The organism is Thiococcus pfennigii (genome assembly GCF_016583835.1).
GTDB lineage: Bacteria > Pseudomonadota > Gammaproteobacteria > Chromatiales > Chromatiaceae > Thiococcus > Thiococcus pfennigii.
Genome location: NZ_NRRW01000054.1, coordinates 1 through 24725, shown reverse-complemented (window position 1 = coordinate 24725; position 24725 = coordinate 1). Strand labels below are relative to the sequence as shown.

The 24725-nt window shown below is 67.4% G+C and carries 24 protein-coding genes; 9 read left to right on the top strand and 15 right to left on the bottom strand.

Translation table 11 applies throughout. From position 1 onward, the window contains the following. Positions 1–412: 412 nt before the first annotated feature. The 3 genes from CKO41_RS14765 to CKO41_RS14755 all read right to left on the bottom strand — a co-directional run bounded on the left by CKO41_RS14765 (position 413) and on the right by CKO41_RS14755 (position 1926). Positions 413–736 carry a type II toxin-antitoxin system PemK/MazF family toxin gene (locus CKO41_RS14765; protein WP_200382897.1) on the bottom strand — a complete coding sequence of 108 codons (324 nt, stop codon included), beginning with the start codon at positions 734–736 and terminating at the stop codon, positions 413–415. Then, a complete protein-coding gene (locus tag CKO41_RS14760; RefSeq protein WP_242464354.1) occupies positions 736–906 on the bottom strand; it encodes an antitoxin MazE family protein in 171 nt (56 codons plus the stop codon). The genes CKO41_RS14765 and CKO41_RS14760 overlap by 1 nt, the downstream gene beginning before the upstream one ends. A gap of 648 nt (positions 907–1554) precedes the next feature. Beyond that, positions 1555–1926, bottom strand: coding sequence for a DUF1640 domain-containing protein (locus CKO41_RS14755; RefSeq protein WP_200382895.1), 372 nt, complete (start codon positions 1924–1926; stop codon positions 1555–1557). A gap of 431 nt (positions 1927–2357) precedes the next feature. Between CKO41_RS14755 and CKO41_RS14750 the strand changes: the two genes are divergently transcribed. After that, positions 2358–2765, top strand: a complete 408-nt coding sequence (locus CKO41_RS14750) for a PIN domain-containing protein (RefSeq protein ID WP_338115597.1) — start codon at positions 2358–2360, stop codon at positions 2763–2765. Next, positions 2762–3031, top strand: coding sequence for a ribbon-helix-helix domain-containing protein (locus tag CKO41_RS14745; RefSeq protein WP_200382893.1), 270 nt, complete (start codon positions 2762–2764; stop codon positions 3029–3031). The genes CKO41_RS14750 and CKO41_RS14745 overlap by 4 nt, the downstream gene beginning before the upstream one ends. A 364-nt stretch (positions 3032–3395) precedes the next feature. On the opposite strand, the gene CKO41_RS14740 is transcribed toward CKO41_RS14745, so the two are convergent. Continuing rightward, positions 3396–3875, bottom strand: a complete 480-nt coding sequence (locus CKO41_RS14740) for a DUF29 domain-containing protein (RefSeq protein WP_242464352.1) — start codon at positions 3873–3875, stop codon at positions 3396–3398. 389 nt (positions 3876–4264) lie between these two features. On the opposite strand from CKO41_RS14740, the gene CKO41_RS14735 reads away from it, so the two are divergent. Beyond that, entirely contained in the window at positions 4265–4759 is a 495-nt protein-coding gene (locus CKO41_RS14735; protein ID WP_200382892.1) for a DUF1640 domain-containing protein, read from the top strand. Between the two features lie 383 nt (positions 4760–5142). Here CKO41_RS14735 and egtD read toward each other — a convergent pair whose 3' ends face one another. Continuing rightward, positions 5143–6147 (bottom strand): L-histidine N(alpha)-methyltransferase, encoded by a 1005-nt coding sequence (gene egtD, locus CKO41_RS14730; RefSeq protein ID WP_200382891.1) that lies wholly within the window; start codon positions 6145–6147, stop codon positions 5143–5145. Beyond that, positions 6144–7421: an ergothioneine biosynthesis protein EgtB gene (gene egtB / locus CKO41_RS14725; RefSeq protein WP_200382890.1), complete on the bottom strand. Its 1278-nt coding sequence runs from the start codon at positions 7419–7421 to the stop codon at positions 6144–6146. The genes egtD and egtB overlap by 4 nt, the downstream gene beginning before the upstream one ends. Positions 7422–8176: 755 nt before the next feature. Between egtB and CKO41_RS14720 the strand changes: the two genes are divergently transcribed. Then, complete coding sequence (locus CKO41_RS14720; protein WP_200382899.1) at positions 8177–10279, top strand: YgiQ family radical SAM protein; 2103 nt, start codon at positions 8177–8179, stop codon at positions 10277–10279. A 40-nt stretch (positions 10280–10319) separates the two neighbouring features. Here the strand turns inward: CKO41_RS14720 and dnaN are convergent, their stop codons facing one another. Together dnaN and dnaA are read right to left on the bottom strand one after the other, a co-directional pair. After that, positions 10320–11426 carry a DNA polymerase III subunit beta gene (dnaN, locus tag CKO41_RS14715; protein ID WP_200252050.1) on the bottom strand — a complete coding sequence of 369 codons (1107 nt, stop codon included), beginning with the start codon at positions 11424–11426 and terminating at the stop codon, positions 10320–10322. Between the two features lie 167 nt (positions 11427–11593). Continuing rightward, the gene (gene dnaA, locus CKO41_RS14710) at positions 11594–12952 is read right to left on the bottom strand and encodes a chromosomal replication initiator protein DnaA (RefSeq protein WP_200382889.1); all 1359 of its coding nucleotides are present in this window, start codon (positions 12950–12952) and stop codon (positions 11594–11596) included. Positions 12953–13124: 172 nt separating this feature from the next. Between dnaA and rpmH the strand changes: the two genes are divergently transcribed. From rpmH to mnmE, 5 genes are all read left to right on the top strand, one after another. Then, positions 13125–13259 carry a 50S ribosomal protein L34 gene (rpmH, locus tag CKO41_RS14705; protein ID WP_200252054.1) on the top strand — a complete coding sequence of 45 codons (135 nt, stop codon included), beginning with the start codon at positions 13125–13127 and terminating at the stop codon, positions 13257–13259. Next, a complete protein-coding gene (gene rnpA, locus CKO41_RS19190) occupies positions 13201–13620 on the top strand; it encodes a ribonuclease P protein component (protein WP_420826483.1) in 420 nt (139 codons plus the stop codon). The genes rpmH and rnpA overlap by 59 nt, the downstream gene beginning before the upstream one ends. After that, a complete protein-coding gene (gene yidD, locus CKO41_RS14695) occupies positions 13613–13840 on the top strand; it encodes a membrane protein insertion efficiency factor YidD (RefSeq protein ID WP_200382898.1) in 228 nt (75 codons plus the stop codon). Before rnpA ends, yidD begins: the two co-directional genes overlap by 8 nt. 6 nt (positions 13841–13846) lie before the next feature. Then, positions 13847–15490, top strand: coding sequence for a membrane protein insertase YidC (gene yidC, locus CKO41_RS14690; RefSeq protein WP_200382888.1), 1644 nt, complete (start codon positions 13847–13849; stop codon positions 15488–15490). A gap of 679 nt (positions 15491–16169) precedes the next feature. Continuing rightward, on the top strand, positions 16170–17510 hold the full coding sequence (mnmE, locus tag CKO41_RS14685) for a tRNA uridine-5-carboxymethylaminomethyl(34) synthesis GTPase MnmE (RefSeq protein WP_200382887.1): 1341 nt from the start codon (positions 16170–16172) through the stop codon (positions 17508–17510). A gap of 391 nt (positions 17511–17901) precedes the next feature. Here mnmE and CKO41_RS14680 read toward each other — a convergent pair whose 3' ends face one another. From CKO41_RS14680 to CKO41_RS14650, 7 genes are all read right to left on the bottom strand, one after another. After that, positions 17902–19326 (bottom strand): glutamate-cysteine ligase family protein, encoded by a 1425-nt coding sequence (locus tag CKO41_RS14680; RefSeq protein WP_200382886.1) that lies wholly within the window; start codon positions 19324–19326, stop codon positions 17902–17904. 22 nt (positions 19327–19348) lie between these two features. Further along, entirely contained in the window at positions 19349–20020 is a 672-nt protein-coding gene (gene murU / locus CKO41_RS14675) for an N-acetylmuramate alpha-1-phosphate uridylyltransferase MurU (RefSeq protein WP_200382885.1), read from the bottom strand. Continuing rightward, on the bottom strand, positions 20017–20976 hold the full coding sequence (locus tag CKO41_RS14670; RefSeq protein WP_338113835.1) for an HpcH/HpaI aldolase/citrate lyase family protein: 960 nt from the start codon (positions 20974–20976) through the stop codon (positions 20017–20019). Before CKO41_RS14670 ends, murU begins: the two co-directional genes overlap by 4 nt. A 10-nt stretch (positions 20977–20986) precedes the next feature. Continuing rightward, the gene (locus tag CKO41_RS14665) at positions 20987–22087 is read right to left on the bottom strand and encodes a cysteine protease StiP family protein (protein WP_200254948.1); all 1101 of its coding nucleotides are present in this window, start codon (positions 22085–22087) and stop codon (positions 20987–20989) included. Next, complete coding sequence (locus CKO41_RS14660) at positions 22084–22860, bottom strand: HAD family hydrolase (RefSeq protein ID WP_200382884.1); 777 nt, start codon at positions 22858–22860, stop codon at positions 22084–22086. Before CKO41_RS14660 ends, CKO41_RS14665 begins: the two co-directional genes overlap by 4 nt. Next, entirely contained in the window at positions 22857–24017 is a 1161-nt protein-coding gene (locus tag CKO41_RS14655) for a phosphoribosyltransferase domain-containing protein (protein ID WP_200382883.1), read from the bottom strand. Before CKO41_RS14655 ends, CKO41_RS14660 begins: the two co-directional genes overlap by 4 nt. A gap of 39 nt (positions 24018–24056) precedes the next feature. Continuing rightward, positions 24057–24725 (bottom strand): TerD family protein (locus CKO41_RS14650; RefSeq protein WP_420826482.1); only part of this gene is annotated, 669 nt, incomplete at its 5' end.

The following is a 24725-nucleotide window of genomic DNA, read 5'->3' as shown; positions in this document are numbered from 1 at the left end:
GGCACGGGGGCACGCTGGGGACACGGGGTCTTGTCTTTTGCCTTTTGAGCTCCGTTACTTCGGACGGGACTCAATTCTCCATTCTCTGAGCCCTCTGTGTTCTCTGAGCAAGAAATGGGGTCAGGTCTTGAAATGCAACATTTCGGGCTGTAGGAGAAGAGTGCAGGCTCCAAATTTCGAACCAAACGGCGGGCCGTGACGGTGTTCGGGTTGTCTTCTCCGCCGACCGGCCGGCCCAGCGGACGACACTCGAGCTCGTGGGGCTAATCTGCCATTTGGCCTAGAGTTCTGCAGCATCGCGCCGATTGCCTTTGGCGCCGGGCAGTGGGCGACAGCTCGGGCGTCCGTCGCCGCCGCTGTTGGCCGACCTGGGGCTCGGCGCTCCCAGGGGGCCTCAGAGGTATCGCATCGCTTACTTGGCGATCCCGAAGAACACCGCCAGGCAACGCTCGACCTCCACCATCGTATCGGCATCGATGCGCCCGAAGGTCTGGCCCACCTTGTCGCGTTCGACAGTCATAGCCTTGTCTACCATCACCTGCGATGTCTGTTGCAGGCCATTCTCCGCACTGGGCTCAACGGCGATGCGCAACAAGGGCGCGGCAACAAGCGTGCTGGTCACCGGCAGCACGGTGACCGTGGCGTGCTCGCTGAAGTGATCCGCCTGGATCACCAAAGCGGGTCGCGGCTTGCCGAAATCGCCTTGCATGGCGATGGTCACCAAGTCGCCGCGCATCAGTTCGCCCAGCCGTCCAAGTCCTTCAGTGCGTCATCCATCCACTGTTGCATGTCCCGGTCGGCTCGGTCCGCCTCAGCGACCAGATGAGACTGACGGCGACATTCCTCTGCGAAGCCCGGCCGTCGCGTATCCGGCACCCAAATCTGTACCGGGCGGAGCCCTGCCATGCGCAGCGCTTCGCGGTGCCTTTGAACTCGCGCATTGACGTGTGTGGCTGCCATGTGAAGCCTCTCCGCCTGAGGACAGGCAGCAGGATACGGAACAGGCGTGTTACATGCCACTTGCGGGGAAGGGGGTCACAGTAAGGGGGTCGCATTATGGCATTTAGCGGGAGCCTCGCGTCTTGCAAGGCAGCATTTCGGGGCTTAGTGCTCGCAGACGGCACCGAAACGCTGCTTATATCATCAGCCGACGCCGGAAGCGGGCCTAGCCCTGCCCGATGCCTTTCTCGATGCCGCCGCGTTCAACCGAGGGGATGTCGGGCCCTCTCGCGGTCGGACAGTCTCTGCCACAGGGCACTGGCAGGGTGTTCGGCAGCGCCATCATCCAGTCGAGGCCCCCAGGGCGTCACCCGACGGCCGGCAACGCACCCCCACGAGGCCGCTGTCGGGTTACGGCGCGCGCCGGCCTGTTCGCGCTCGGCGACCGCCGCGCCTAACCCGACCCCGCCGAGCCGTTGTCGCCGGGGACGGAGGTCGGGATGGCGAGGCACCATTTGGCGCCAAGGCACCCGGCCTCGTCACCGCGGGTCTGCCGGGTGCGCCGATGCGCCCCGGTCACGAAGGCCGCACCAGGACGAACACCCAGCGGGCGCCTCAAAGCAGTTTCACCAGGGCGGCGATCGCGGCAACCTGGGCGAACATCAGCGGCACGATCCACTTGAGAAGATCCACCTTGGTGCGCGCCACCTCGCCGCGCACCTGCTCGATCTCTTTGAGCAGCCGCAACTCGCTCTCGCGCAACGCACCGCGGACCTGCTCGATGTCTAGCTTGAGTTCGGCACGGACTCGCTCGATCTCCTTCTGCAAGCGCAGCTCGCTCTCGCGTACATGGCCCTGGGTAGCCAATTCCGGCAGATGGGGATAGCGCTCTTCCAAGCGCTCGAAGGCCTCGGCAATGACACGCGCCCGCGCGCGCTCGTCCGGGGCGCTGGTCAGGGCTTCATAGAGTGCAACGCTCGAGTTCATACCCGTACTCTGCCATGGGGTGGGTGCGATCGCAAGGCGCCCGAGAACGTCTGGAACGTGTCAGGTCTTGTCTTTTGCCTTTTGAGCTCCGTTACTTCGGAGGGGACTCAATTTTCCATTCTCTGAGCCCTCTGTGTTCTCGGTGGTGAAAAATTAACGCTTGAGGCGCTTTGTTCCGTTCTTGCTGTGAGGATTGAACCACAGAGAAAAAGCAATGGGGTCAGATCTCGAAAAGCAACATTCTGGCCTGGCCGGGACGCTCGGCACCGAAGTTGCGAACGATATGGGGTCGGGTCTTTCCTCTTGCCTGCCAGGCCCTCGGCCACCGTCACGCCGCCCGGGGTGGGTCTGGCGGCGCCGCGCTCCCGTGCCGGTGGCTGGTCGTTGCAAGCACCGATGCTAGCATATATGCTGTCATTATGATCCCAGTCGTGATTGATACCAATGTTTTTGTTTCTGCTCTGCGTTCCACTGGTGGCGCATCGCGCGGGGTGTTGCGACGGGCACTGACTGGGGTCTTCCAACCGCTGTTTGGTAATGCGCTGTGGTTGGAATATCAGGATTTGCTCGGGCACCAGGTGTGGGGTGAAACCACGACGCCGGCCGAGCGGTTACAGGTGCTGTCGGCATTGGCGAAGCAAGGGCGATGGGTCAAAGTATATTATGGCTGGCGTCCCAATTTGCCTGACGAAGCGGACAATCACTTGATCGAGTTGGCGTTGGCAGGGGGCGCCGCTGCGATTGTTACGCACAATGTGCGTGATGTGCGACGCGGCGAATTGCGACTTGGTGATCTCCGTATCTTGACTCCCGTGGAAAGTCTGGAGGAATGGCAATGAGCACTTTGACAATCAGATTGCCCGATGACACCACCGAGCGGCTCAAGGCATTGGCGCGTCGCCGTGGTCTAAGCGTGAACAAGCTCATAGAAGAATTGAGCACGCAAGCGCTGGCGTCTTGGGACACAGAAAACCATTTCCGCACCCTGGCGGCCACTGGTGATGTTCAGCAAGCGTTGGCCATACTGGATCGGATCGATGCCCAATACAATAGCCGAGGGTCAGGACCGGGGTCAGGTCTTGAAATGCAACATTTCGGGCTGTAGGAGAAGAATGCAGGGCCCAAATTTCGAACCGAACGGCGGGCCGTGACGGTGTTCGGGCTGTCTTCTCCGCCGACCGGCCGGCCCAGCGGACGACACTCGAGCTCGTGGGGCTAATCTGCCATTTGGCCTAGAGTTCTGCAGCATCGCTGCCGATTGCCTTTGGCGCCGGGCAGTGGGCGACAGCTCGGGCGTCCGTCGCCGCCGCTGTTGGCCGAGCTGGGGCTCGGCGATCCCAGGAGGCCTCAGAGGTATCGCGGGGACGGGGGTCAGGTAGAGATCTGTCGCGGCTAGGTCGTTGCACCGGGGGTGCGCGGCCAAGGTCGACGAATGGCAGGGTCAACGGGGTCTTGGCCGTAGCGGCCGTTCACCCGAGGTCGCCCTCCCTGCCGCCCGGCCAATACTCATCGTCCAGAACCTGATCGATGGTGAAGGGGCAGGTCGCCGGAAAGCGGTTCAGCTCCAGCCTGGTCTCCTGCGCCGCGTCGCGCCGAGCCGTGTCGTAGATCTCGTCCAGGGCCGGAGCCAGCGTTGGTCGCAGGCTCGGGCTCTCTCTGAGCAAGAGCTTGATGTCGATCCGCTGGGTGATGACGGTCACGTCCCAGCTGCGGGAACGACGTTCAGGATGGCACTGCATCTTGAGGAGATGCAAAACCAAAATGATCAGACGGTTGCGCAGTTGTCGCCGCTCGCTTCGGCTCATACCGTCGAGCTCCTCCGAAAGGCGCTCCCGATCGAGTCGGTCGAGGTCGCCCGCCCGGAGATGGCGCGCCTGGTCTTCCAACCAGCGCACGTAGTCGGTGTCATAGTCTGTACTTTGGCTCATGGCGGTGCCTGAGGCCTGCAATGCTGAACCTTAGGCTACGACGATGGCGGTGTATCCGTCATCCTGGGACTGTAATTGGGGTCCGGGGTCGGGGTCTCGCCTTATAGCATCGTGCGGGCTGGGGTCGTCAGGATGTGGGGTTCTTTGTGTAATCCGGGACTCAACCCCGATTTCGTGGTCTCAGGGGATGTCGGGCCAGGTCTGATATGACACATTTCGCCAATACAACAACGGGTCACCGCGGCCTGGGATCACACGGCCCCGCGGCCGCTGACCGTTCGCCTTGGTCGCCGCCCACCTCGCGCTCCTCGGCAGGTAGGGGCTTGGTGGCGGCCTCGCGCTCGGGCGTTGCCGGGGCCGCCAGCTATAATCGCGAGTAATCCGATCACCGAACGCAAGGGGATTCTCAGATGGCGTCCGTCGTCGAGTTGTACGAAGCCCTGGCCAGCGCGCCGGACGATCGCGCGCGGGCGCGGGTGATCGCCGAGGCCTTCGAGCGGCTCGAGGGACGTTATCCGCACCTGCCCGACCTGGCCACGCAGCAACACCTGCGCGAGACCGAACTGCGCCTGCAACGGGAGATCGAGCAGGTGCGGGCGGACCTGACCTTGCAGATTGAGCGGCTGCGCCGCGATGTCGAGATTCAGATCGAGGAGCTACGCGGGGAGGTGCGCACGCAGATCGAGGAACTGCGCGGGGAGGTGCGCACGCAGGTCGAGGAGTTGCGCGGGGAGGTACGCACGCAGGTCGAGGAGCTACGCGGGGAGGTACGCACGCAGATCGAGCAACTGCGCGGCGAGATGAAGACCGAGATCGAGCGTAGTCGCAACACCCTGCTGGCCTGGTTGATTCCGCTGATGTTCGCTCAGGTCGGGGCCATGGCGGCCCTGGTGAAGCTGCTGTGAGCGGCATCGAGCGAGCGGTGGCCGGGCCCACATCGTCGCAACACGAACCGCATGGGTTGGATCAGGTGCCCGACCTTGGAGCCCGATGCGCCCGCTAGGGTGCGGGATGCGCGCCATAACCCAACATCGCTAGGCGTCGGTTGCGTTGCCGTGAAACGGTATCGCTGACCACGCCAAGCCGCCCGTCGGGTGACGGCGCGTGCGAACCTCCCTTTCTCAGCGACCGCCGTGCCAGCGCGCCTCACCCGACCGGGCCGTGCCGACATGCGCTGGGGCCGTAAGTCGGCTGAGGAGGCTGAAGATCGCGGGGCCGCCTGGCCCCGCACGGGCTACCTCGACAGGCCGTGTCGGGGCGATCGAGGGCGGAGTGAGCGGCGCGTACCCTACGAGTCGACGCGCAGGCAATGGACGCTGAAGCGCTGATGGGGATCGGTCCAGACCTGCTCTGGGACGAAGCCGGCGGCCTGGGCGAGTCGCTGAAAGGCGGCGATGGCGTATTTGTAAGAGCTCTCGGTGTGGATGGTCTCGCCTCGGCGGAAGCGGAAGACCTCTCCGGCGACGCGCGCCTGCTGGTCGAGGCGGCTGACCAGGTGCATCTCGACGCGGCTGCGCTCGGTGTCGAAGCGGGCCAGGTGGTCGAAGGCCTGCGGGTCCAGGTCGCCGCCGAGTTCGCGGTTGATGCGGGTCAGCAGGTTGCGGTTGAAGGCGGCGGTGACGCCCTGGGCGTCATCGTACGCGGCCTCGAGGACGGCCGGGTCCTTGGGTAGGTCGACGCCGATCAGGAGCCGGCCGCCGGCGCCGAGGACGGCGGCGATGCGCCCGAGCAGGCGCCGGGCCTGGTCCGGCTCGAAGTTGCCGATGCTCGAGCCCGGGAAGAAGGCGGCGAGCCCGCCCCAGGTCGGGTCGAGCGGCAGCGCGAAGGGGCCCGAGTAGTCGGCGCAGACGGCCTGGATCTCTAGCGTCGGAAACCTGGCCGCCAAGGCGTGGGCGGATTCGAGCAGGTGCTCGCGGGAGATGTCGACCGGGACATAGACCCGCGGCTGCAGGGCCGCGAGCAGGGTCTGGATCTTGCGGCTGCTGCCGCTGCCGAGCTCGATCAGGACGCGCCCGCGCCCGAGCCGCGCGGCCATCTCGGCGCCGTGCGCCTGCAGGATGCCGATCTCGGTGCGGGTCGGATAGTACTCGGGAAGCTCCGTGATGGCATCGAAGAGCCGCGAACCAGCCTCGTCGTAGAAGAGCTTCGGCGGCAGGTGCTTGGCCGGCGCGGCGAGCCCCGCGAGGACCTCGCCGCGCACGTCGGCCGGTGCCGGGTGGTGGTCGTGGAGGCGCACGCGCGCGACGCCATGCCCCTCCCGTGGCGTAGTGCGGGCCGTTGCGTGCGCCCTCATCGGGCCTCCCCGGCGAGTCGCAGCCCCATGAACTGCCATCGCTCGTGCGGATAGAAGAAGTTGCGGTAGCTGGCCCGGACATGGTCGCGGGCGCTCGCGCACGAGCCGCCGCGCAGGACCATCTGGTTGCACATGAACTTGCCGTTGTATTCGCCGAGCGCCCCGCGGGCGGCGCGATAGCCCGGGTAGCCGAGATAGGCCGAGGCGGTCCATTCCCAGACGTCGCCGAAGAGCTGGCGCAGACCCGGCCCGGCCGCCGGGCGCGGGTGCAGCGTGCCGGTCTCGACGAAGTTGCCGCCGACCGGCTGGTCGCCGGCCGCGCACTCCCACTCGGCCTCGCTCGGCAGCCGCTTGCCGGCCCAGGTCGCGAAGGCGTCGGCCTCGTAGTAGCTCAGGTGGCAAACCGGCTCGGCGGGATCGAGCGGGCGCATCCCGGCGAGCGTCATCATCTCCCATGCCTCCCCCTGTCGCTCCCAGTAGAGCGGGGCGCGCCAGCCGCGTCGACGCACCTCGGCCCAGCCGTCGGAGAGCCACAGGGCCGGGTCCTCGTAGCCGCCGTCGGCGATGAATTCCAACCACTCGGCGTTGTTGACGGGCCGCTCGGCGAGCGCGAAGGGCTCCAGATGGACGCGGTGGCGTGGCCGCTCGTTGTCGTAGGCGAAGCCCGCGCCCGCGGCGCCGATCTCGATCAGACCACCCTCGAACGCCTGCCAGCGCAGCGGCTCGGGTGCGCTCGGCTCGGCCCGTGGCAGGTCGGCCCGATAGGCCGGGCGCAGCGGGTTGTGGGCGAAGTGGTGCTTGATATCGGTCAGCAGGAGCTCCTGATGTTGCTGCTCGTGATGGAGGCCGATCCGCAGCCGCTCGGTGACCGTGGCCCGATCGGCGGTCGGGCAGTCGTCGATCAGCCGGGCCATCGCGGCATCGACATGGTGGCGGTAGTCGTAGACCTCGGCGACGGTCGGGCGCGACAGCAGGCCACGCTCGGGGCGCGGCCAGAAGCCGCTGCCGGTCTGCTCGTAGTAGCTGTTGAAGAGGTAGTCGAAGCGCGGATGGAAGACCCGATAGCCGTGCAGGAAGGGGCGCAGCAGGAAGGTCTCGTAGAACCAGGAGACGTGGGCCAGGTGCCACTTGGGCGGGCTTGCCTCGACGGCCGTCTGCAGGCCGTAGTCCTCGATGGCCAGCGGCTCGCAGAGCTGCTCGCTGAAGGCGCGGATCCGTCGGAAGTCCCCGAGCAGGGCCTCCACCTCTTCGTCGGTCGCCGTCGGTCTCGACATGGCGCATCCCTCGTCGGTCGGTGGCTGATGGGCGAACGACAGGCCGGTCCGGCTCGGCGGCCCGGTCGGCGGTTGCGTTCGCGCGGGTCGTCGGGGTTTGACTGTGCGGCCGCCGGGGCGGATTTCCACCTGGATAGTTGGTCTTGCACTCAGAACGTAGGGCGGGAAAGCGCAGCGCATCCCGCCATTCATGGGGTGCCAACTCCTGACAAGGATTCTCACGCGGCCAGGCGGCATGGCCGCACGTCGCGGTGTACACGTTCAAGGGTTAACGTCCATGGTGCCTTACGCCACCCCGTGGCATGAAACCTGTAGGGTGCGGTGAGCTTGCGAACCGCACCGTTCGCCAAGCCGGTCTTGGTGCGGTTCGTTCCTCACCACACCCTACACCGCAGACTGTCGCGGTGACTCGACCGAGCATAGGACCATCGCGCAGAATACGACTGGCTCGTTCGATCGGCGGGGGGAGGCGCCGCCGTGGATGTAGGGATGCGGATCGCCCTTGGCGGGATGCGCTGCGCTTTCCCGACCCGATCGGGGCTGGGGTGCGATCCAAGCGGTAGAGAGTGGGACGCCGAGCCAACGGCGGGATGCGCTGCGCTTTCCCGACCCGATCGGGGCTGGGGTGCGATCCAAGCGGTAGAGAGTGGGACGCCGAGCCAACGGCGGGATGCGCTTCGCTTTCCCGCCCTACGCGGCTGGGATGCGATCGGATCGGTATAGAATGGGGCGCCGAGCACCGCAATATGCCACAGATGCCGACCGTCCCCGAGCTCTTCTCGTACCGTCCCTATTGGGCGCATCGCTTCGGCGTCGCGCCTGTGTTGCCGATGTCGCGCGCCGAGATGGAGGCGCTCGGCTGGGACAGTTGCGATGTCATCCTGGTCACCGGCGATGCCTATGTCGATCACCCGTCCTTCGGGATGGCGCTGATCGGACGGCTGCTGGAGGCGCAGGGCTTTCGCGTCGGCATCATCGCCCAGCCGGACTGGACCCGGGTCGATGACTTCCGCCGGCTCGGCCGACCGGGGCTGTTCGTTGGCATCACGGCCGGGAACATGGATTCGATGGTCAACCGCTACACGGCCGACCGTCGTCTACGCTCCGACGACGCCTACACGCCCGACAGCGCACCCGGGCGGCGCCCCGATCGCTCGGTGCTCGTCTATGCCCAGCGGGCGCGCGAGGCCTTCGGCGAGGTGCCGATCGTGCTCGGCGGCATCGAGGCGAGCCTACGCCGCGTCGCCCATTACGACTACTGGTCCGACACCGTGCGCCGCTCGGTGCTCGTCGATGCGAAGGCCGACCTGCTCATCTACGGCAACGGCGAACGGGCGATCGTCGAGGTCGCCCATCGCCTGGCGCGCGGCGAGCCGATCGCGGCGATCCGCGATGTCCGCGGTACCGCCTTCCTGACGCGGGAGGCACCGGCCGCGCACGAGGCCGTCGACTCGACGCACCTCGATGCGCCGGGACCGGTGCCCGCGCCGGCCGACCCCTATCACCCGGAGCTCCATCCGCAAGCCCCGGCCGACGCCGCGATGCCCGTGGCGGGGCGCCGCGGTGCGGACCGAGGCCGCCAGGTCGTGCGATTGCCCTCGTTCGAGCAGGTCCGCGACGATCCGGTCCTCTACGCCCACGCCGCCCGGGTCCTGCACCAGGAGACCAACCCCGGCAATGCCCGGGCGCTGATCCAAGGCCACGGCGATCGACTCGTCTGGCTCAACCCGCCGCCCTGGCCGCTGACGACGCCCGAGCTCGATCGCGTCTACGAGCTGCCGTACAGCCGCCTCCCGCACCCGGCCTACGATGGCACGCGTCTGCCGGCCTGGGAGATGATCCGCGGCTCGGTGAACATCGTCCGCGGCTGCTTCGGCGGCTGTACCTTCTGCTCGATCACGGTCCACGAGGGACGTTTGATCCAGAGCCGCTCGCCGGCCTCGATCCTGCGCGAGGTCGCCGAGATCCGCGATCGCACGCCGGGCTTCACCGGGGTGATCTCGGATCTCGGCGGTCCGACCGCGAACATGTGGCGGCTCGGTTGTCGCGATCCGCGTGCCGCGCAGGCCTGTCGGCGCCTCTCCTGCCTCTTCCCGGCGATCTGCGCGAACCTGGATACGGACCACGGCCCGCTGATCGCGCTCTACCGCGAGGTCCGGGAGGTGCCCGGGATCAAACGGGTGCTGATCGCCTCCGGCCTGCGCTACGACCTCGCGGTGCGCGCGCCGCGCTACGTCCGCGAGCTCGTGACCCACCATGTCGGCGGCTATCTGAAGGTCGCCCCGGAGCACACGGAGGCGGGGCCGCTCGGGCTGATGATGAAACCGGGCATCGCCGCGTTCGATCGCTTCAAGGCCCTCTTCGAGCGCTTCTCCCGCGAGGTCGGCAAGGAGCAGTACCTGATCCCCTATTTCATCGCCGCCCATCCCGGGACCACGGACGAGGACATGCTCCACCTCGCGCTCTGGCTGAAGGCGAACGGCTTCCGGCTCGAGCAGGTCCAGGCCTTCCTGCCGACGCCGATGGCCCTCGCCTCGGCGATGTACCACACGGGGCGCAATCCGTTGCGGCGGCTCACCCCGGATGCCCCGACGATCCCCGTCGTGCGCAAGCTGCGCCAGCGCCGTCTGCACAAGGCCTTCCTGCGCTATCACGACCCGAACAACTGGCCGCTGCTGCGCGAGGCCTTGAAGTCGATGGGCCGCGCCGACCTGATCGGCAACGGCAAGCGCCACCTCGTGCCGACCTTTCAGCCGCGGGGGACCGGCGACACGCTGGAGGGTCGCCGGCGCGTGGCGCCTGCGAGGCGACGCGCACCGCTCCCACCCAGGGGAAAACGACCGACCGGTCGGCGCTGACGTCCCGATGCGGGGTCGAGATCCGAGCCTTCAAGGTCCCCTACAGGCGCATCGGCATGATGACGTAGGTCTCCTCGGGGCAGCCCTCGCCGCGCCAGATCGCGCTCGTGTCGCCGTCGACGAAACTCAGTTCGATCGCCTCCGTCGTCACCGCATTGAGTACGTCGACGACATAGCTGCTGTTGAAGGCGATGCTGGTGTTCGCGCCTTCGTAGGTGATGTCGAAATCCTCTTCGGCGATCTCTTGTTCGGTGTTCTTCGATACGAGCCGCAGCGTGCCGTCCTCGAAGATGAATTCGACCCCTTTGTACTTGTCGTAGGAGATGGTGCTCATCCGCATCAGGGCATTGCGTAGCTGTTCCTTGTCGATCACCGCGCGCTTCGTCAGGTTCTGCGGTATCACCCGCTCGTAGTCCGGGTACTTCGCGTCGATCAGCTTGGTGTGGAAGACGATGTCGTCGATGCTCAGGCCGAGCAGTCCTTCGCCGAAGGTCATCCGGATGCGCCCATCGCGCGGCAGGCTCGCAAGGATGCGCTTGAGCTCCTGGACCGCCTTGCCCGGGACGATGACCTCGGTCTCGGCGCCCGCCGGGGCCTCGGTCGCGATCTCGATCTTCGACAGGCGATGGCCGTCGGTCGTGACGCCGATCATCTTCTCGGGCGTGCGCGCGAACAGCATACCGTTCAGATAGTACCGCACATCCTGCTGCGCCATCGCGAAGGCGGTCTTGTCGATCAGGTGCCGCAGCGTCTCGACCTCGATCTCCATCTCGTTGTCGGCGCCTGTGACGGTCAGCCTCGGGTAGTCCTGCTCGGCAAGGGTCAACAACGCGAAGCGGGAGCGCCCGGCGCTCAGGGACGCCTTGTCCTTCTCCGCACGGACCTTCAGCACCGTCTCCTTCGGTAGCGATCGGCAGATGTCGAAGAGCTTGCGCCCCGGGATCACGCAGGCGCCGGGCGTCTGCACATCGGCGCGGGTGCGGGCCTGGATCTCGATCTCCAGGTCCGTGCTGACGATCTCGAGGGTGTCCTCGTCCGCGCGCAGGAGGAAGAAACCGAGGATCGGCAGGGTCGAGCGCTTCTCGACGACCCCGATCGTGTATGCGAGCGCCGCGTTGATGTCTTCGATCCGTATTTCAAAGTACATGTCTATCTACCTGTGTCTGCTGTAACGTCTGTGGATATCCGACGTAACCTGAAAAGGCCTTTCCAACCAACGCGATCGCGCGGCACTCGCGGTGCAGGACCGGGGCGATTCCCTGTGCAAACCATGTGGATGATTTCGCCCCCCGTCTTTTCCCCAAGTTTTGCACATCAACTCGTCAAGATTCTCAACAGGTTCTTGTAGTCTTCTTCCACAGCCAGCTCCTCCTGTCGCAAGCTATTGATCTTCTTCGTCGCATGGATCACGGTCGTATGGTCGCGGCCACCGAAGGCGGCGCCGATCTCCGGCAGGCTGTGTTTCGTCAACTCCTTCGCCAGGGTCATCGCGATCTGGCGCGGGCGCGAGATCGACCGGGTCCTCTTCGCCGAAAGCAATTCATTGATTCGGATCTTGTAATACTCGGCCACGACCTTTTGGATGTTGTCGATCGTGATCATCTTGTCCTGGGCGACCAGCATGTCGCGCAGCACCAGCTTGGCGAAGTCGACCGTCATCTCCTGGCCGGTGAACTCGGCGTTCGCCACCAGTCGGCGCAGCGCCCCCTCGAGCTCGCGGATGTTCGACTTGATGCGCCGCGCGACGAAGAACCCCACCTCCTCGGGCAGATCCACGCCGATGATCGCCGCCTTGCTCTGCAGGATCGCGACCCGGGTCTCCAGATCCGGTGGCTCGACGGACACGGTGAGACCCCAGCCGAACCGCGACTTCAGCCGCTCCTCCAGCCCGCTCACCTCCTTCGGATAGCGATCGCTGGTCAGGATGATCTGCTGCTTCGATTCGAAGAGGGCGTTGAAGGTGTGAAAGAATTCCTCCTGACTGCGTTCCTTGCCGGCGAAGAATTGGACATCGTCGATCAATAGTGCATTCAATGAACGATAATAGCGCTTGAATTCCGAGATCTGATTGTGCTGCAGGGCCCTCACCATGTCGGCGACGAACCGTTCGGAATGGATGTAGACAACCCGCGCCGACGGATTCGTCGTCGAGATCATATTGCCGATCGCGTGCATCAGGTGCGTCTTGCCGAGCCCGACGCCGCCGTAGATGAAGAAGGGGTTGTAGGCACGCCCCGGATTGCTGCCGATCTGCACCGATGCCGCGCGCGCGATCTGGTTGGACTTTCCCTCGACGAAGGTCTCGAAGGTGAACTCCGGGTTGAGGTTCGATTCATGCCGCCGATTCGTATCGCGGGCGCCCGACTCCTCCTTCTTGCCGCCCCGCGGCGCCGCCCGGGTCGTGGCCTCGTCGCGCCGCGCGGCCGGTTCGCGCTGCGAGGTGCCGACCTCGATGCTGATCGTCGCCACGAGGCCGTTGCTGAATTGCCCGCAGAGCGCCTCCAGCCGTTCCCGGTAATGCGACTCCACCCATTCGAGCACGAATTGATTCGGCGCGAACAACCGCAAGACCCCGCCCTCCTCGCTGACTTGCAGCGGCATGATCCAGGTATTGAACTCGGCGATCGAAAGCTCTTCTTTCAGTCGTGCCGCACATTTTTGCCAAATCGCCACAGGTTCGCTCCGCGAGGTTCGCAATGGGGGGGTTGCGGCGGGCCGCCGCAATCGGTGAGGGGTGTCGATTTCGGATCTTAGCCCGCTTTGGTGGATGAAAATAGGCGCTTGACCGAACCGGGAGTCTGTTGTACCTTAAAAAAGATTTTTATCCCGATATTCGAGTCTAACAATGAAGAGAACTTTCCAGCCGAGCCGGGTGAAGCGGGCGCATACGCACGGGTTCCGGGCCCGTCGGGCAACGAGGGGTGGCCGGCTTGTCCTCGCCGCGCGCCGTGCCAAGGGCCGTAAGCGGCTCTGCCCGTAGCCGCGGGGGCCCTGATCGGACCTTCCCTCGGACCGCGCGGCTCAGGTCGGCCGGGCAGTTTCGCCTGGTCTTCGCCGAGTCCGTCAAGAAGACCGACGCCTTTTTCATCGTTCGCGCGCGACCTAATCTCGCCGGTGAAGCGAGATTAGGTCTTGCCGTCTCAAAGCGAAGCGTCCGAAGGTCCGTCGATCGAAGCCGTATCAAGCGGATCATCCGGGAGAGCTTTCGGTCAGCCCGTGCGCAGGTCCGTGCCATGGATTACGTGGTCATCGCAAGGCATGCGGCTGTCGCGCAGCCGAACCAGGCGCTGTTCGACGCGCTCCGTTCGCACTGGCGGAGATTCGCCGACCATGATGGGTAAATTGCTCATCGCGCTGATCAAGGCCTATCAGTACGTCCTCAGCCCACTCCTCGGGAACCATTGTCGGTTCTACCCGAGCTGCTCGCACTACGCCGTGGAGGCGATCGAACGCCACGGCGCCCTGCGCGGCGGCCTGCTCACGATTGCACGCCTGTCTCGTTGCCATCCGTGGCACGAAGGCGGTGTCGATCCAGTCCCTACAACGACGAAACGAAAATAGCCAAAGATGGATAACTATCGGTTGATCCTCGTCCTCAGCCTGGGCTTCGTCTCTTTCTTGCTCTATCAAGCGTGGGTCAGGGATTACGGGCCGATACTGGAAGAACGCGCCGTTTCGTCGACGGTCGAGGCGACGGGGTCGGCAGTCCCGGAGGGGGTGCCAGTCGAGGCGGCGGCGACCGATGGCGTCGTCGATAGCTCCCCGAGCGTCCAGCTCGATTCCGGGGTCGTGCGCGTCGAGACGGACGTCCTGCGGGTCGATCTCGCGACGCGGGGCGGGTCGCTCGTCAACGTCTGGCTGAAGGACTACAAGGTCTCGCCGGACCGCCAGGATGAGCAGTTCCAGCTCTTCAAGGCCGAGAAGCCGAACCTGTTCATCGCCCAGTCGGGTCTGCTCGGCGGCGCGGCGGATCAACTGCCGAACCATAATGCCGTCTTTCAGGCGTCGCAGGATACCTACGAGCTCGGCGATCGCGATGAGCTGAGCGTCGACCTGCGCTGGCAGGGCGAGGACGGCATCGAGGTCATCAAGACCTATCGCTTCCGCCGCGGCAGCTACGAGGTCGATGTCTCGCACCGGATCGTCAACGGCGGCGATGAGCCGCTGGCGATGCGCCTCTACAGCCAGCTTCAGCGGACCGACTACAAACCGATCGAGGCGTCGCGCTTCGTCCGTACCTATACCGGTGGCGTCTACTACAGCCCCGAGGACAAGTACAAGAAGGTCTCCTTCTCCAACATGAAGGACGATGCGCTGAATCGCGACGTCAACGATGGCTGGATCGCGATGATCCAGCATTACTTCATGGCGGCCTGGATACCCCCGCGCGATCGCCTCTATACCTTTTACACGAACATCGTCGACGGCGACCGCTACATCATCGGCATGTACTCGCCGGCCTTCGCCGTGGCGCCCGGCGCCGAGGAGGTCCTCGAGGAGAGCCTGTTCGTCGGGCCGAAGCTCCAGAACGTCCTGGCCTCGATCGCCCCGGGCCTGGAGCTGGCCGTCGACTACGGTTGGCTGACCGTGCTCGCGCAACCGATCTTCTGGGTCCTGGACAAGATCCACAGCGTGATCGGCAACTGGGGCTGGTCGATCATCGTCCTGACGATCCTCATCAAGGGTCTGTTCTACAAGCTCTCCGAGACGAGCTACCGCTCGATGGCCGGGATGCGCGAACTGGCCCCGCGTCTCCAAGCGCTGAAGGACAGGTACGGGGACGACAAGGAGCGCCTCAACCAGGCGATGATGGATCTCTATCGCAAGGAGAAGATCAATCCGCTCGGTGGCTGCCTGCCGATCCTGATCCAGATCCCGGTCTTCATCTCTCTGTACTGGGTGCTCTTGGAGAGCGTCGAGCTGCGGCATGCGCCCTTCATGTTCTGGTTGAACAACCTCTCGGCGCCGGACCCTTACTATGTCCTGCCGCTGCTGATGGGCGTCTCGATGTTCGTCCAGACCAAGCTCAATCCGCTGCCGCCGGATCCGATCCAGGCGAAGGTGATGATGAGCTTGCCGTTCGTCTTCACGGTCTTCTTCGCATTCTTCCCGGCCGGCCTGGTCCTCTACTGGACGGTCAACAACATCCTCTCGATCGCCCAGCAGTGGTTCATCATGAAGGGGATGAAGGGCCAGAAGGCGAAGAAGTAGCGTGCGCTGACGTCATCTGGAACGAATACGGCTCGCCTCGACCGGAAACCCGTGTGACGGCCTCGTGCCGTCACCCGACCTCCGTACGCGAATCCTGCCATCTGCTCGGCACCGTGTCGCGACGGTGTCGACCACGGTCGTCGTTGAACCGAAGAACGGCCGTCGACCGATTCCTCATGGATCGAGGTCGTCGAAACGGTAGAGGGGCGGCGTTACGTGGGTCCTGCTCGCCCGCACGGTGAAGGCCGCTACGGCGCCCGATGGACGTCGCGCACGGTGGCCCTCGGGCACCGTCCAACCGCCGCCTCTATGGTCTCGCTTCGGAACTACCGGGCCGCTCTTTCATGTCACCCTAAGGAAGGGTTCAGAAACAAACGACACAAGCGCGAAGACGACAAGACACTAAGAAATACACAAAAGTCGCGAAAAAACGGCAGATTCTTGCGTGTAAGTTCGGCCCTTTCGCGTGTTTCGCGTGTTTCGTAGTTACCAGAAGATGTACCGGCTGTGCTTGAATCGTTACTAAGAATCCGCGCTCCGTAGGGGCCCGCTTGCGGGCGAGCAGCTCGCGCGTGGCGGCGAAGATCGCCCGCAAGCGGGCTCCTACCACGCGAGGGTTGCAGGCCGCCGCGTGCGGTCTCGGGAATTGCGCAGTCTTGCACTAGGTTGAATCATTGCGATGCAGACGGCTGACACGATCGCGGCGATCGCGACGCCCCCGGGGATCGGCGGCGTCGGGATCGTCCGGGTCGCCGGGCCGGCCGTGCGGCGGATCGCGGCCGCCGTCGTCGGTCGCCTGCCGGAACCACGGCGGGCGACGACCGCGGCCTTCCGCGATGCCGCCGGCGATGCCCTCGATGTCGGCATCGCGCTCTTCTTCGAGGCCCCGCACTCCTTCACCGGCGACGATGTCCTGGAGCTTCAGGGACATGGTGGCCCGGTCGTCCTCGACGCCCTCCTGCGGCGCGTCATCGACCTCGGCGCCCGGATCGCCCGACCCGGGGAATTCAGCCAACGGGCCTTCCTGAACGGGAAGATCGATCTGGTCCAGGCCGAGGCGATCGCCGACCTCATCGAGGCGCGGACCGCCCAGGCGGCCGGGCTCGCGCTGCGGATGCTGCGCGGGGACTTCTCGCGCCGGATCTCGGCCCTCGCCGAGGACCTCGTGCAGTTGCGCACCCTGGTCGAGGCGAACCTCGATTTTCCCGACGATTCGACCGACCTGAGCGACCCGGTGGCGATCGGCGGAGCGCTCGGGCGCCTGATCGAGGCGACCGAGGCGATCCTGGCTGGTGCCAACCACGGGCGCGTCTATCGCGAGGGACTGACGGTCGTCGTCGCGGGGCTGCCGAACGCCGGGAAATCGAGCCTGATGAACGCGCTCGCCGGCGATGAGGTCGCGATCGTCACCCAGGTACCGGGTACGACGCGCGACCTGCTGCGCCAGGAGATCGCGATCGACGGCATCCCGATGCAGTTGATCGACACGGCCGGCCTGCGCGAGAGCGAGGACCCGGTCGAGCGGGAGGGGGTGCGCCGCGCGCGCCAGGCCCTCGAGCGGGCTGACCATGTCCTCTGGGTCGTCGATGCCACCGCGCACGAGGTCGCGATCGATGCGCACCTGGCCGGGCTCGCGGGCGTCGCCCGGACCATCGTGCGCAACAAGCTCGACCTGCTCGGCGAGGGCGGCTACACGCGGGCCACCGAGGGCGGCACCGAGATCGGGATCTCGGCCGTCACCGGCGACGGCCTGGCCCAGCTGCGGGCACACCTGCGGGCGATCGCGACGACCGGGACAGGTGGCGAGGGCTCCTTCCTGACCCGGCGGCGCCACATCGACGCACTCGAGCGGACGCTGGCGGCCCTCCGCCATGCCGGGGCGATGGCGGACGCTGGCGGCCTCGAGCTCGTCGCCGAGGACCTGCGCAATGCCCACGGCGCCCTCGGCGAGATCACCGGCGCCTTCTCCAGCGAAGACCTGCTGGACCGGATCTTCTCCTCCTTCTGCATCGGCAAGTAGGCCCCGACAGTGGCCTCGCCCGGCGCCGCGCCGCCAGCCGTCGGGTTACGCTCCGAGGGGCTAACCCGACCTACGGCCCCGGCGACATCGGCACGGCCGTAGGTCGGGTGAGGCGCGCTGGCACGGCGCTCGCCGACAACGAACAGCCCAGCGCGCGCCGTAACCCGACAGCGGCCTCGCCCGGCGCCGCGCCGCCAGCCGTCGGGTTACGCCCCGAGGGGCTAACCCGACCTACGGCCCCGGCGACATCGGCACGGCCGTAGGTCGGGTGAGGCGCGCTGGCACGGCGCTCGCCGACGACGAAGAGCCCAGCGCGCGCCGTAACCCGACGGGGGGCGGTGGCATGTTTCACGGCACCGGCGAGCCGATGGCCGCCAGGTCCTTGTCGGCGTCAGGGTTCGATCGCCCATTCATGCACTGGCGCGCCGCGGGTCTGCCGGGCGAGGTAGGCGTCGAGCAGCCCGGCCATGTCCGGGCCATGGCGCGCGACCCAGGCCTGCTGCCAGGCGGCGCCCGTCTGACGGTTCGCGATGCGCCCGGCGATGATCGCGAGCCACTGGTCGCGCTCGGGCTCCGGGATCCCGAGCGCGGCGAGGCCTGCGTGGGCCCGCGGTAGCAGGTCCTCGCGCAGGACCGCGAGGATCGGCTCGGGACGCCCGCGCAGCCAATGAATCTTGGTGTCCAGCCCTTGGCGGGCCGCGGCGTAGAAGTTGGCCCGGGCGTGCGGGAACGCCAGCGCCCGCTCGATCGGCTCGGGCTCGTCGAGGAGCGCCTGGAGCGCGCCATAGTAGAGGGCGGCGTTGGCGATGGCGTCGGCGATCGTCGGACCGGCCGGGATCACGCGATGCTCGATGCGAATGTGCGGTCGGCCGTCATCATCGAAGCCGATCAGCGGGCGGTTCCAGCGCCAGATGGTGCCGTTGTGCAGGCGCAGGTGCGCAAGCTGCTCCGGTGGCGCGTCGGCGAGTTCCGGCAGCAGGATCGGATAGCGTGACAGGTTGGCGAGAAAGGTCTCCATGATCGAGCGCTTGGCGTAGCGGAAGCCGAAGTTGACGCGCTCGCCGAGGATCGAGCCACCGACCGCGACGGCCTGTTCGAACAGCGGGATCCGCGTCTCCGGCCAGAGCCGGTGGCCGAACAGGAAGGGTGAATTGGCGGTGATGGCGACCATCGGCGCCGACAGGATCTTCGAGAGGTTGTAGGCCCGGGCGGCGAGCCGGGGCGGCACCTTGACGTGGAGTTGGAACGAGGTCGCGGCGGCCTCGAGCATGACGTCCGTGCGCTCGATCCGCAGCGGCTCGTCGCCGTCGATCGCGAGGACCAGGGGCCGGCCGGCGCGCAGCGCGAGGATGCGTTCGTTCAACGCCCGGTAGCGCTCGCGCGGCGTCATGTGGTCGAGGACCAGGTCGTCGGGCCGCACGGTCGGGAGGATCCCGATCATCGCGGTCTCGGCACCGAGGGTCGCGGCGGCGCGCGCGCAGCGCTGCCAGACGTCGGTCAGGTCCTTGGCGAGGTCGGTGAGGACGGTGCCGGTCAGCGGTCGCGGCCGGCAGTTGATCTCGGCGTTGAAGGTCGCGAGCTCGGGCACGACGAGGGGGTCGTCGAGGCGGCGCAGCAGGGGGTCGATGACGGGGGCCGGGGCGCGTCGGGCGTCGACGAGCCAGATCTCCAGCTCGAACCCGGCCGTGACCGGCCCCGCAGCGAGGCCATCGTTGGCGAACCAGCTGGCGAGGAGCTCGGTCTCCTCGCGCAGCCGCTCGGCGAAGGCGTCGAAATCGGCAGCGCTGAACCGCGAGGTCGCAATCTCTTGCCCCATCGGCGGCCTCCGCTTGGGCGCTTCATGGACCTGTCTGCGCTTTTAGCATCCGATCGAGCGCCTGTAAACGCTCGGGCGTGCCGATGTCGAACCAGCGCCCGGCGAGGCGTTCGCCGCTCACCTGACCACGGGCCATGGCCTGGCGCAGCAACGGCGCGAGCGGGAAGGCGCCAGGCCGGCAGCCGGCGAAGAGGTCCGGGTGATAGACGCCGATGCCGCTGAAGGTCAGTCGCGGGCCGTCGTCATCGACGACCTGTCCGTCACGCAGCACGAAGTCGCCGCGCGGGTGGTGGGACGGATTGGCGACCAGCACCAGGTGGGCGAGCCGCGGTGCAAGGGTGCGCAGGCCGGCGAAGGCCAGGTCCGTCCAGATATCGCCGTTGACGACGAGAAAGGGTTCCGGGCCGACGAGGGGCAGGGCCTGGAAGATGCCGCCGCCGGTCTCCAGCGCCCGTTCCTCGCGCGAATAGCGCACCCGGATCCCCCACCGGGCGCCGTCGCCGACGAGGGCCTCGATCTGCTCGCCGAGGTGGGCGTGGTTGATGACCAGATCCTCGAACCCGGCCGCCGCGAGGCGCTCGATCTGGTGCTCGATCAGCGCCTTGCCGCCGGCCACCAGGAGCGGCTTCGGGGTGTGGTCGGTCAGTGGCCGCATCCGCTCGCCGCGCCCAGCGGCCAGGATCATGGCCTTCACCGCTCGTAGCCCGCCGGGGCTCGGGCGATCCCGTAGATGGCCGCCCGCTCGAGGATCCGCCGCGCCCAGCGCGAGTGGGTCGTCGGCTCGACCATCTGCCCGTGCGATAGGAAGACCGCGGGCGCGTCCGCGGCGAGGATTTCGCGGGCGAGTTCGTGATCGTCGGGGCAGACGCGGTAGGCGTCCTCGATCGTCGCGACCTGGGTCGGATGGATCGCGGTCTTCGACCAGAGGCCGTGGATGATGTCGAGCCGGACCTCCTCGCGCAGGACTTGGGGGTTGTCGATGTGTTCGAAGACGGGCGAGGACAGCTCGAAGCCGGCCGGGCGGCAGGTCATGATGAGTTCGTTGATGATGGTGCGCAGCGGTGTCTCGTAGAGGGTCAGGTGCTTGGGGCGCTTGAGCCCGAGCAGGTGCAGGATGTCGTTGCCGCCGATGCGCAGGCAGAGGATGCGGTTGTCGAGTCCGAGCAGTCGCTCGACCAGGCCCTCGAGGCGTCGGCGCGAGAAGACGATGTCGGTCTCGATCGTCGGCATCAGCGACAGGTGCGGGGCGCGGGCGGCGAGCTCGGCGTAGTGCAGCAGGCTCTCCTCGTCGACCTTGGGGAGGACCAGGCCGTCGAGGTGGTGAAGCCCATCGAGGCCCATGATCTCGGCCAGCACGGCCGGGTTGCGCGGGCGCAGGAAGCGGCGCAACGAGGTGGTCGGCGCGAGCTCGGGCAGCGTCCGGCGGAGGTTCTCCAGCGCCGCCGGCAGGTCGCGCTCGTGCACGGCATCCTCGGTGCAGACGATCGCCGAGCGCAGCCCGGGCAGGGTGTCCTGATCGAGGACGCCGGCGAGGTCGCGGCGCGTCGCCGGCAGATAGAGGGAGGCGCCGAGCGCCATGTAGCTGGTCGGTGCGGGCACGGCGGCGAGCGCCGGCGGTCTTGGCTGGATGTCATTCCATCCGCGTGTCACGAAGGTCCTCTTACTGGCACGTCTTGATGAAGGCGACCGCATTGAAGGGCATCCGCGGATCGACGGCGACGGGGATGTCCTTGCGCTCGGCGAGCAGCCGCAGGTGCGCGACGTCCGGGTGCGCCGGATCGCGTAGCATCAGGCGTTCGGGCACACGGCGCAACATCACGCGGGTCGCCTCGGCGACCCCGGGCTTGATGTGGTTGATATCGACGATGCCCAGGTCGCGCTGCCAGCGTCGCACGCAGTCGGCCGTCATCGCCGCGCGCGCCGCACGCTCGCTCGGCGGGAGCGGTTGGCAGGGGGCCTCGCGCATCGCGGCCGTGACCTGATCGAGGAACCAGTTCGTCTGATCGAACGCCGCCAGGTCATCGTATAGCACGCAGCCGTGGAATTGTCCCGGGCCGATCTCGTCGTTGAGGATGGTGCGCGAGACGAGCCCCGAGACGGTCGCGTTGAGGATCCCGGAGGGGATCGCGTAGTCGTCGTAGGTCGCCGCGGCGTCGGCACTGCCGCCGACGTCGGCGATGACGTAGAGGCGCGGGTCGAGCTGCTCCTCGCCGCGTGCGTTCCAGGCGGCGATCGCCGCCTTGAGCTCCCCTGTGATGACGCCCTTCGCGGTCCAGGCATCGACGAAGACGAGGCTCGCGGGGGCGTAGCCGCGCGTGCGCAGCAGGTAGCGCAACGCGGCCTCGTCGATGCCGCGGTCGCGGATGATCGAGATCGAGAAGTGCGCGGCCGGCACCGCGAACCGCTGCGTCAGCGCACGGCGCAGCAGGGCGCCGAACGGTGTGCCGGCGCGCGCCAGCGACACGATCGCGAGCGGTGCCGGGCGGGCCTCGGCGAGGTGCCCGGCGAGGGCCACGACCTCGCGTGCGAGCCGCTCCCGGTAACGCCCCGTCAAGGCCCGGAAGAGCTCCAGGTAGCGTCCGTCCGGGGCGCCCTCGCGGCTGATCATCTCGCTGTAGTGGCGGCCACCGCGCTGGATCAGGCGTTCCTTCTCGGCGATCGAGACGAACCGCGCCGCCAGCGGCGTCAGCAGGAAGAGGCAATCGTCCGCCGCATAGCTGCCGGTGATCGGCTGGGGTGCGGCCTGCGCGGGCGTGGTCAACCCAGGTCCCCCAGCTTCCCCGCCTCCGCCAGCCCCCCTGGCACGGCCCAGGCATGCGCCTGGATCTGCGAGTGCTGCGGTACCAGCGCGAAGTGGCACAGGCGCAGGAAGGGCAGGTCGGTGAGGCTGTCGCCGATGCCGATGTAGACCGGCTCGACCTCGAGGGTGCGCTCGATCTCGGCCATCAGGTGGCGCACCGCGGCCGCCTTGTCGGCGAACGGCGGCAGCAGGGCCAGGTTCTTGTCGTTGCTGTGCACCACCCCGGTGGACCAGTGCGGGGCGATCCGCTCGGCCAGGAACGCGAGCTCGACCGGGGGACCCTTGATCGAGACGTAGACCGGGACCCCGAGGTCCTCGATGACGCGGCTGCGCAGCGCCAGCCGCTCGGCGGCGATGAACTCCTCGGCGAGCGCCGCGGCCTCGGCGAGGGGCCCGGCCCAGCGGGCGGCCTGCGCGTCGAGCAGCACCCGCCAGCTCGGCAGCAGGTCCTCGTCCGGTCCGAGGACGAGGGCGCCGTGGCTCGTGATCCGGTAGCTCGCGAAGCGCGGCGAGCGCACCTGACGCAGCGCCCGCAGGTTGCGGCCCGTGACCGGGATCAGGGTCACCCGGCGCAGCAGGTCGAGCAGCGCGAGCTGCGCCGGCGTGTGGAACGACAGGGGCGCCCCGGCGCGGTCGTAGGCGGCCTCGACGAGGGGTGCCTGGCGGCACTTCTCCCGTGTCTGGAGCAGGGAGTCGTCGAGGTCGACGAAGGCGAAGATCGGCTGTGTCGTCATTCGGGCGCGGCCCTGGTCAAGGCATCGTCGGGCAGGACGCAGACCCGGGCGCCGAGTTGCTCGGGCAGCCTGTGGGCGGCGTCTCGGTGGGCGGACTCGTAGACGACGATGGTGCAGGCCCCCGGCGCCGGTGGGTTGTGCAGATAGTTCTGGACCCCTTCGCCGTGCTCGTCGAGGCAGCCGAGCGAGTCGGCGATCGCGCCGCCGGGGAGGATCGGCGAGCGCGTCGTGCCCTGGAAGCGGACCTCGCGGCCGCAGGCCTCGAGGGCCTCGGCGACGAGGAAGGCCGGGTACGCGAGCTCGCCGGTGCCGATGACGGTGACGGCCTCGGGCGGCCGATCGGCGAGGCCCTGGACGAGGTCCTGCGCCGTGCGGGCGATCGCGGCGCCGTCGGGGGGCATCACCAGCGCACGCCGCCCGAGGTCGGCGCGCGCCGGTCGCGGTGCCTGGCGCTGGGCCAGGACCGCGGCCGGCAGCGTCGGGGCGAAGGCCGGGTCCGGCTGGAAATCGAAGGTCCCGTCGAGGAGGCTGACGAAGCGGGTCGACACCGGCAGCGCCGCCGCGATGCGGTCGCGCGCGGTCGGGTCGAGCCAGTTGACCAGGCTCAGGATCACGATCTCGCGCAGGGCCGGCAGGTGGCCCGCGAGTGCGTCGGCGAGCCGCGTCAGCGTGCGCCCGGTCGTGATCTCGTCGTCGATCAGCGCGAGCGTCTCGGTCGCGCGGTAGCGCGCCGCGAGCGCCGGATCGGGCCGGTACAGGATGTGATCCGGCGCGTGGCTGTGCACCTCGTCGAAGCGCAGCAGGACCGGCACGTCGAGGCGGTGTCTCGTCGTGTGCTGGAAGAGGACGTCGTCGCGCGCCCGCCCGCGGGCCAGGCTGTCGGCGATCCCGCCGCCGAGGCCGGTCGCGGTCTCGGCGAGGCCGATCGCGAGCACCGGGCCGGGCACGTCGCCGAGCGCTCGGGCGAGACGCTCGTAGGTGTCGCGCATGACCCGCGGCGCGCAGGGGACGTGCTTGCCGAGGACGCGCGAGACGAAGAGGAAGCCGCGGCGCGGGTTCTGCCGGCTGGCGAAGCCGATCAGCCGCGCGAGCGGCAGCTCCTCGCGGACCGTGCGAATGCGCAGCCGCCCGCAGGCGAGCTCGATCTCGTACTCCAAGCGTCGACCCTTATCCGATGGCACCGCGTCGCTGCGGCATCAATCCTTGCGCCCGGCGACCCAGCGCAGGCCGAAGCCGTAGGCGCGGTCCATCACGGCATGGTCGCGGAAGTACTCGACCTGCTTGGTGACCTTGATGTTGCCGCGGTCGTTCTCCAGCAGCACCAACGCGCACATGTTCTGGTCGTTGCGGTGGCTGTCGAGGCGGATCTCCAGGGTCGGCTGATCGGGGGTGCGGATCGTGACGACGGCATCGGTCGCCGACCAGTTCGGCACGCCCTGGTAGATGAAGGCGTAGACGAGGACCTTCTCGATCGCCTCCCACTGGCGGCCATTGATGTGCAGGAACTCGCCCTCGGTGTTCGCGCCGGTACGGTCGTCGCCCATCAGCTGGATGTAGGGCGGCTGCTGGAGGCTCCCGAAGGCGTTGCCGAGCGCCTGGACCGCCCCGGCCGGGCCGTTGCGCAGCTTGAAGAGGCAGCCGAGGTCGAGATCGATGCTCGAGGGTCCGGCCAGCTTGGCGAAGAAGCCCTTGGCGGGCGCGACCCGTTGATTCCAATTGAGGTTGATGACCAGCTCGCCGAACCCCTGCGCGCGCTTCTCCAACGAGATCGGGGCGCGTTTCTCGAGGGTGATCTTCTCCAGGTTCACCGGGCTCGGTGTCGGCTTGGGCGCCGCGCTGGGGGGCGGCGTCGCCGGGCGCGGGGG

Coding starts and splice junctions, on each gene's coding strand:
- CKO41_RS14765 (WP_200382897.1), bottom strand. CDS start 736: ATGCGCGGCGACTTGGTGACCATCGCCATGCAAGGCGATTTCGGCAAG.
- CKO41_RS14760 (WP_242464354.1), bottom strand. CDS start 906: ATGGCAGGGCTCCGCCCGGTACAGATTTGGGTGCCGGATACGCGACGG.
- CKO41_RS14755 (WP_200382895.1), bottom strand. CDS start 1,926: ATGAACTCGAGCGTTGCACTCTATGAAGCCCTGACCAGCGCCCCGGAC.
- CKO41_RS14745 (WP_200382893.1), top strand. CDS start 2,762: ATGAGCACTTTGACAATCAGATTGCCCGATGACACCACCGAGCGGCTC.
- CKO41_RS14735 (WP_200382892.1), top strand. CDS start 4,265: ATGGCGTCCGTCGTCGAGTTGTACGAAGCCCTGGCCAGCGCGCCGGAC.
- egtD (WP_200382891.1), bottom strand. CDS start 6,147: ATGAGGGCGCACGCAACGGCCCGCACTACGCCACGGGAGGGGCATGGC.
- egtB (WP_200382890.1), bottom strand. CDS start 7,421: ATGTCGAGACCGACGGCGACCGACGAAGAGGTGGAGGCCCTGCTCGGG.
- CKO41_RS14720 (WP_200382899.1), top strand. CDS start 8,177: ATGCCGACCGTCCCCGAGCTCTTCTCGTACCGTCCCTATTGGGCGCAT.
- dnaN (WP_200252050.1), bottom strand. CDS start 11,426: ATGTACTTTGAAATACGGATCGAAGACATCAACGCGGCGCTCGCATAC.
- rpmH (WP_200252054.1), top strand. CDS start 13,125: ATGAAGAGAACTTTCCAGCCGAGCCGGGTGAAGCGGGCGCATACGCAC.
- yidD (WP_200382898.1), top strand. CDS start 13,613: ATGGGTAAATTGCTCATCGCGCTGATCAAGGCCTATCAGTACGTCCTC.
- yidC (WP_200382888.1), top strand. CDS start 13,847: ATGGATAACTATCGGTTGATCCTCGTCCTCAGCCTGGGCTTCGTCTCT.
- mnmE (WP_200382887.1), top strand. CDS start 16,170: ATGCAGACGGCTGACACGATCGCGGCGATCGCGACGCCCCCGGGGATC.
- CKO41_RS14680 (WP_200382886.1), bottom strand. CDS start 19,326: ATGGGGCAAGAGATTGCGACCTCGCGGTTCAGCGCTGCCGATTTCGAC.
- CKO41_RS14660 (WP_200382884.1), bottom strand. CDS start 22,860: ATGACGACACAGCCGATCTTCGCCTTCGTCGACCTCGACGACTCCCTG.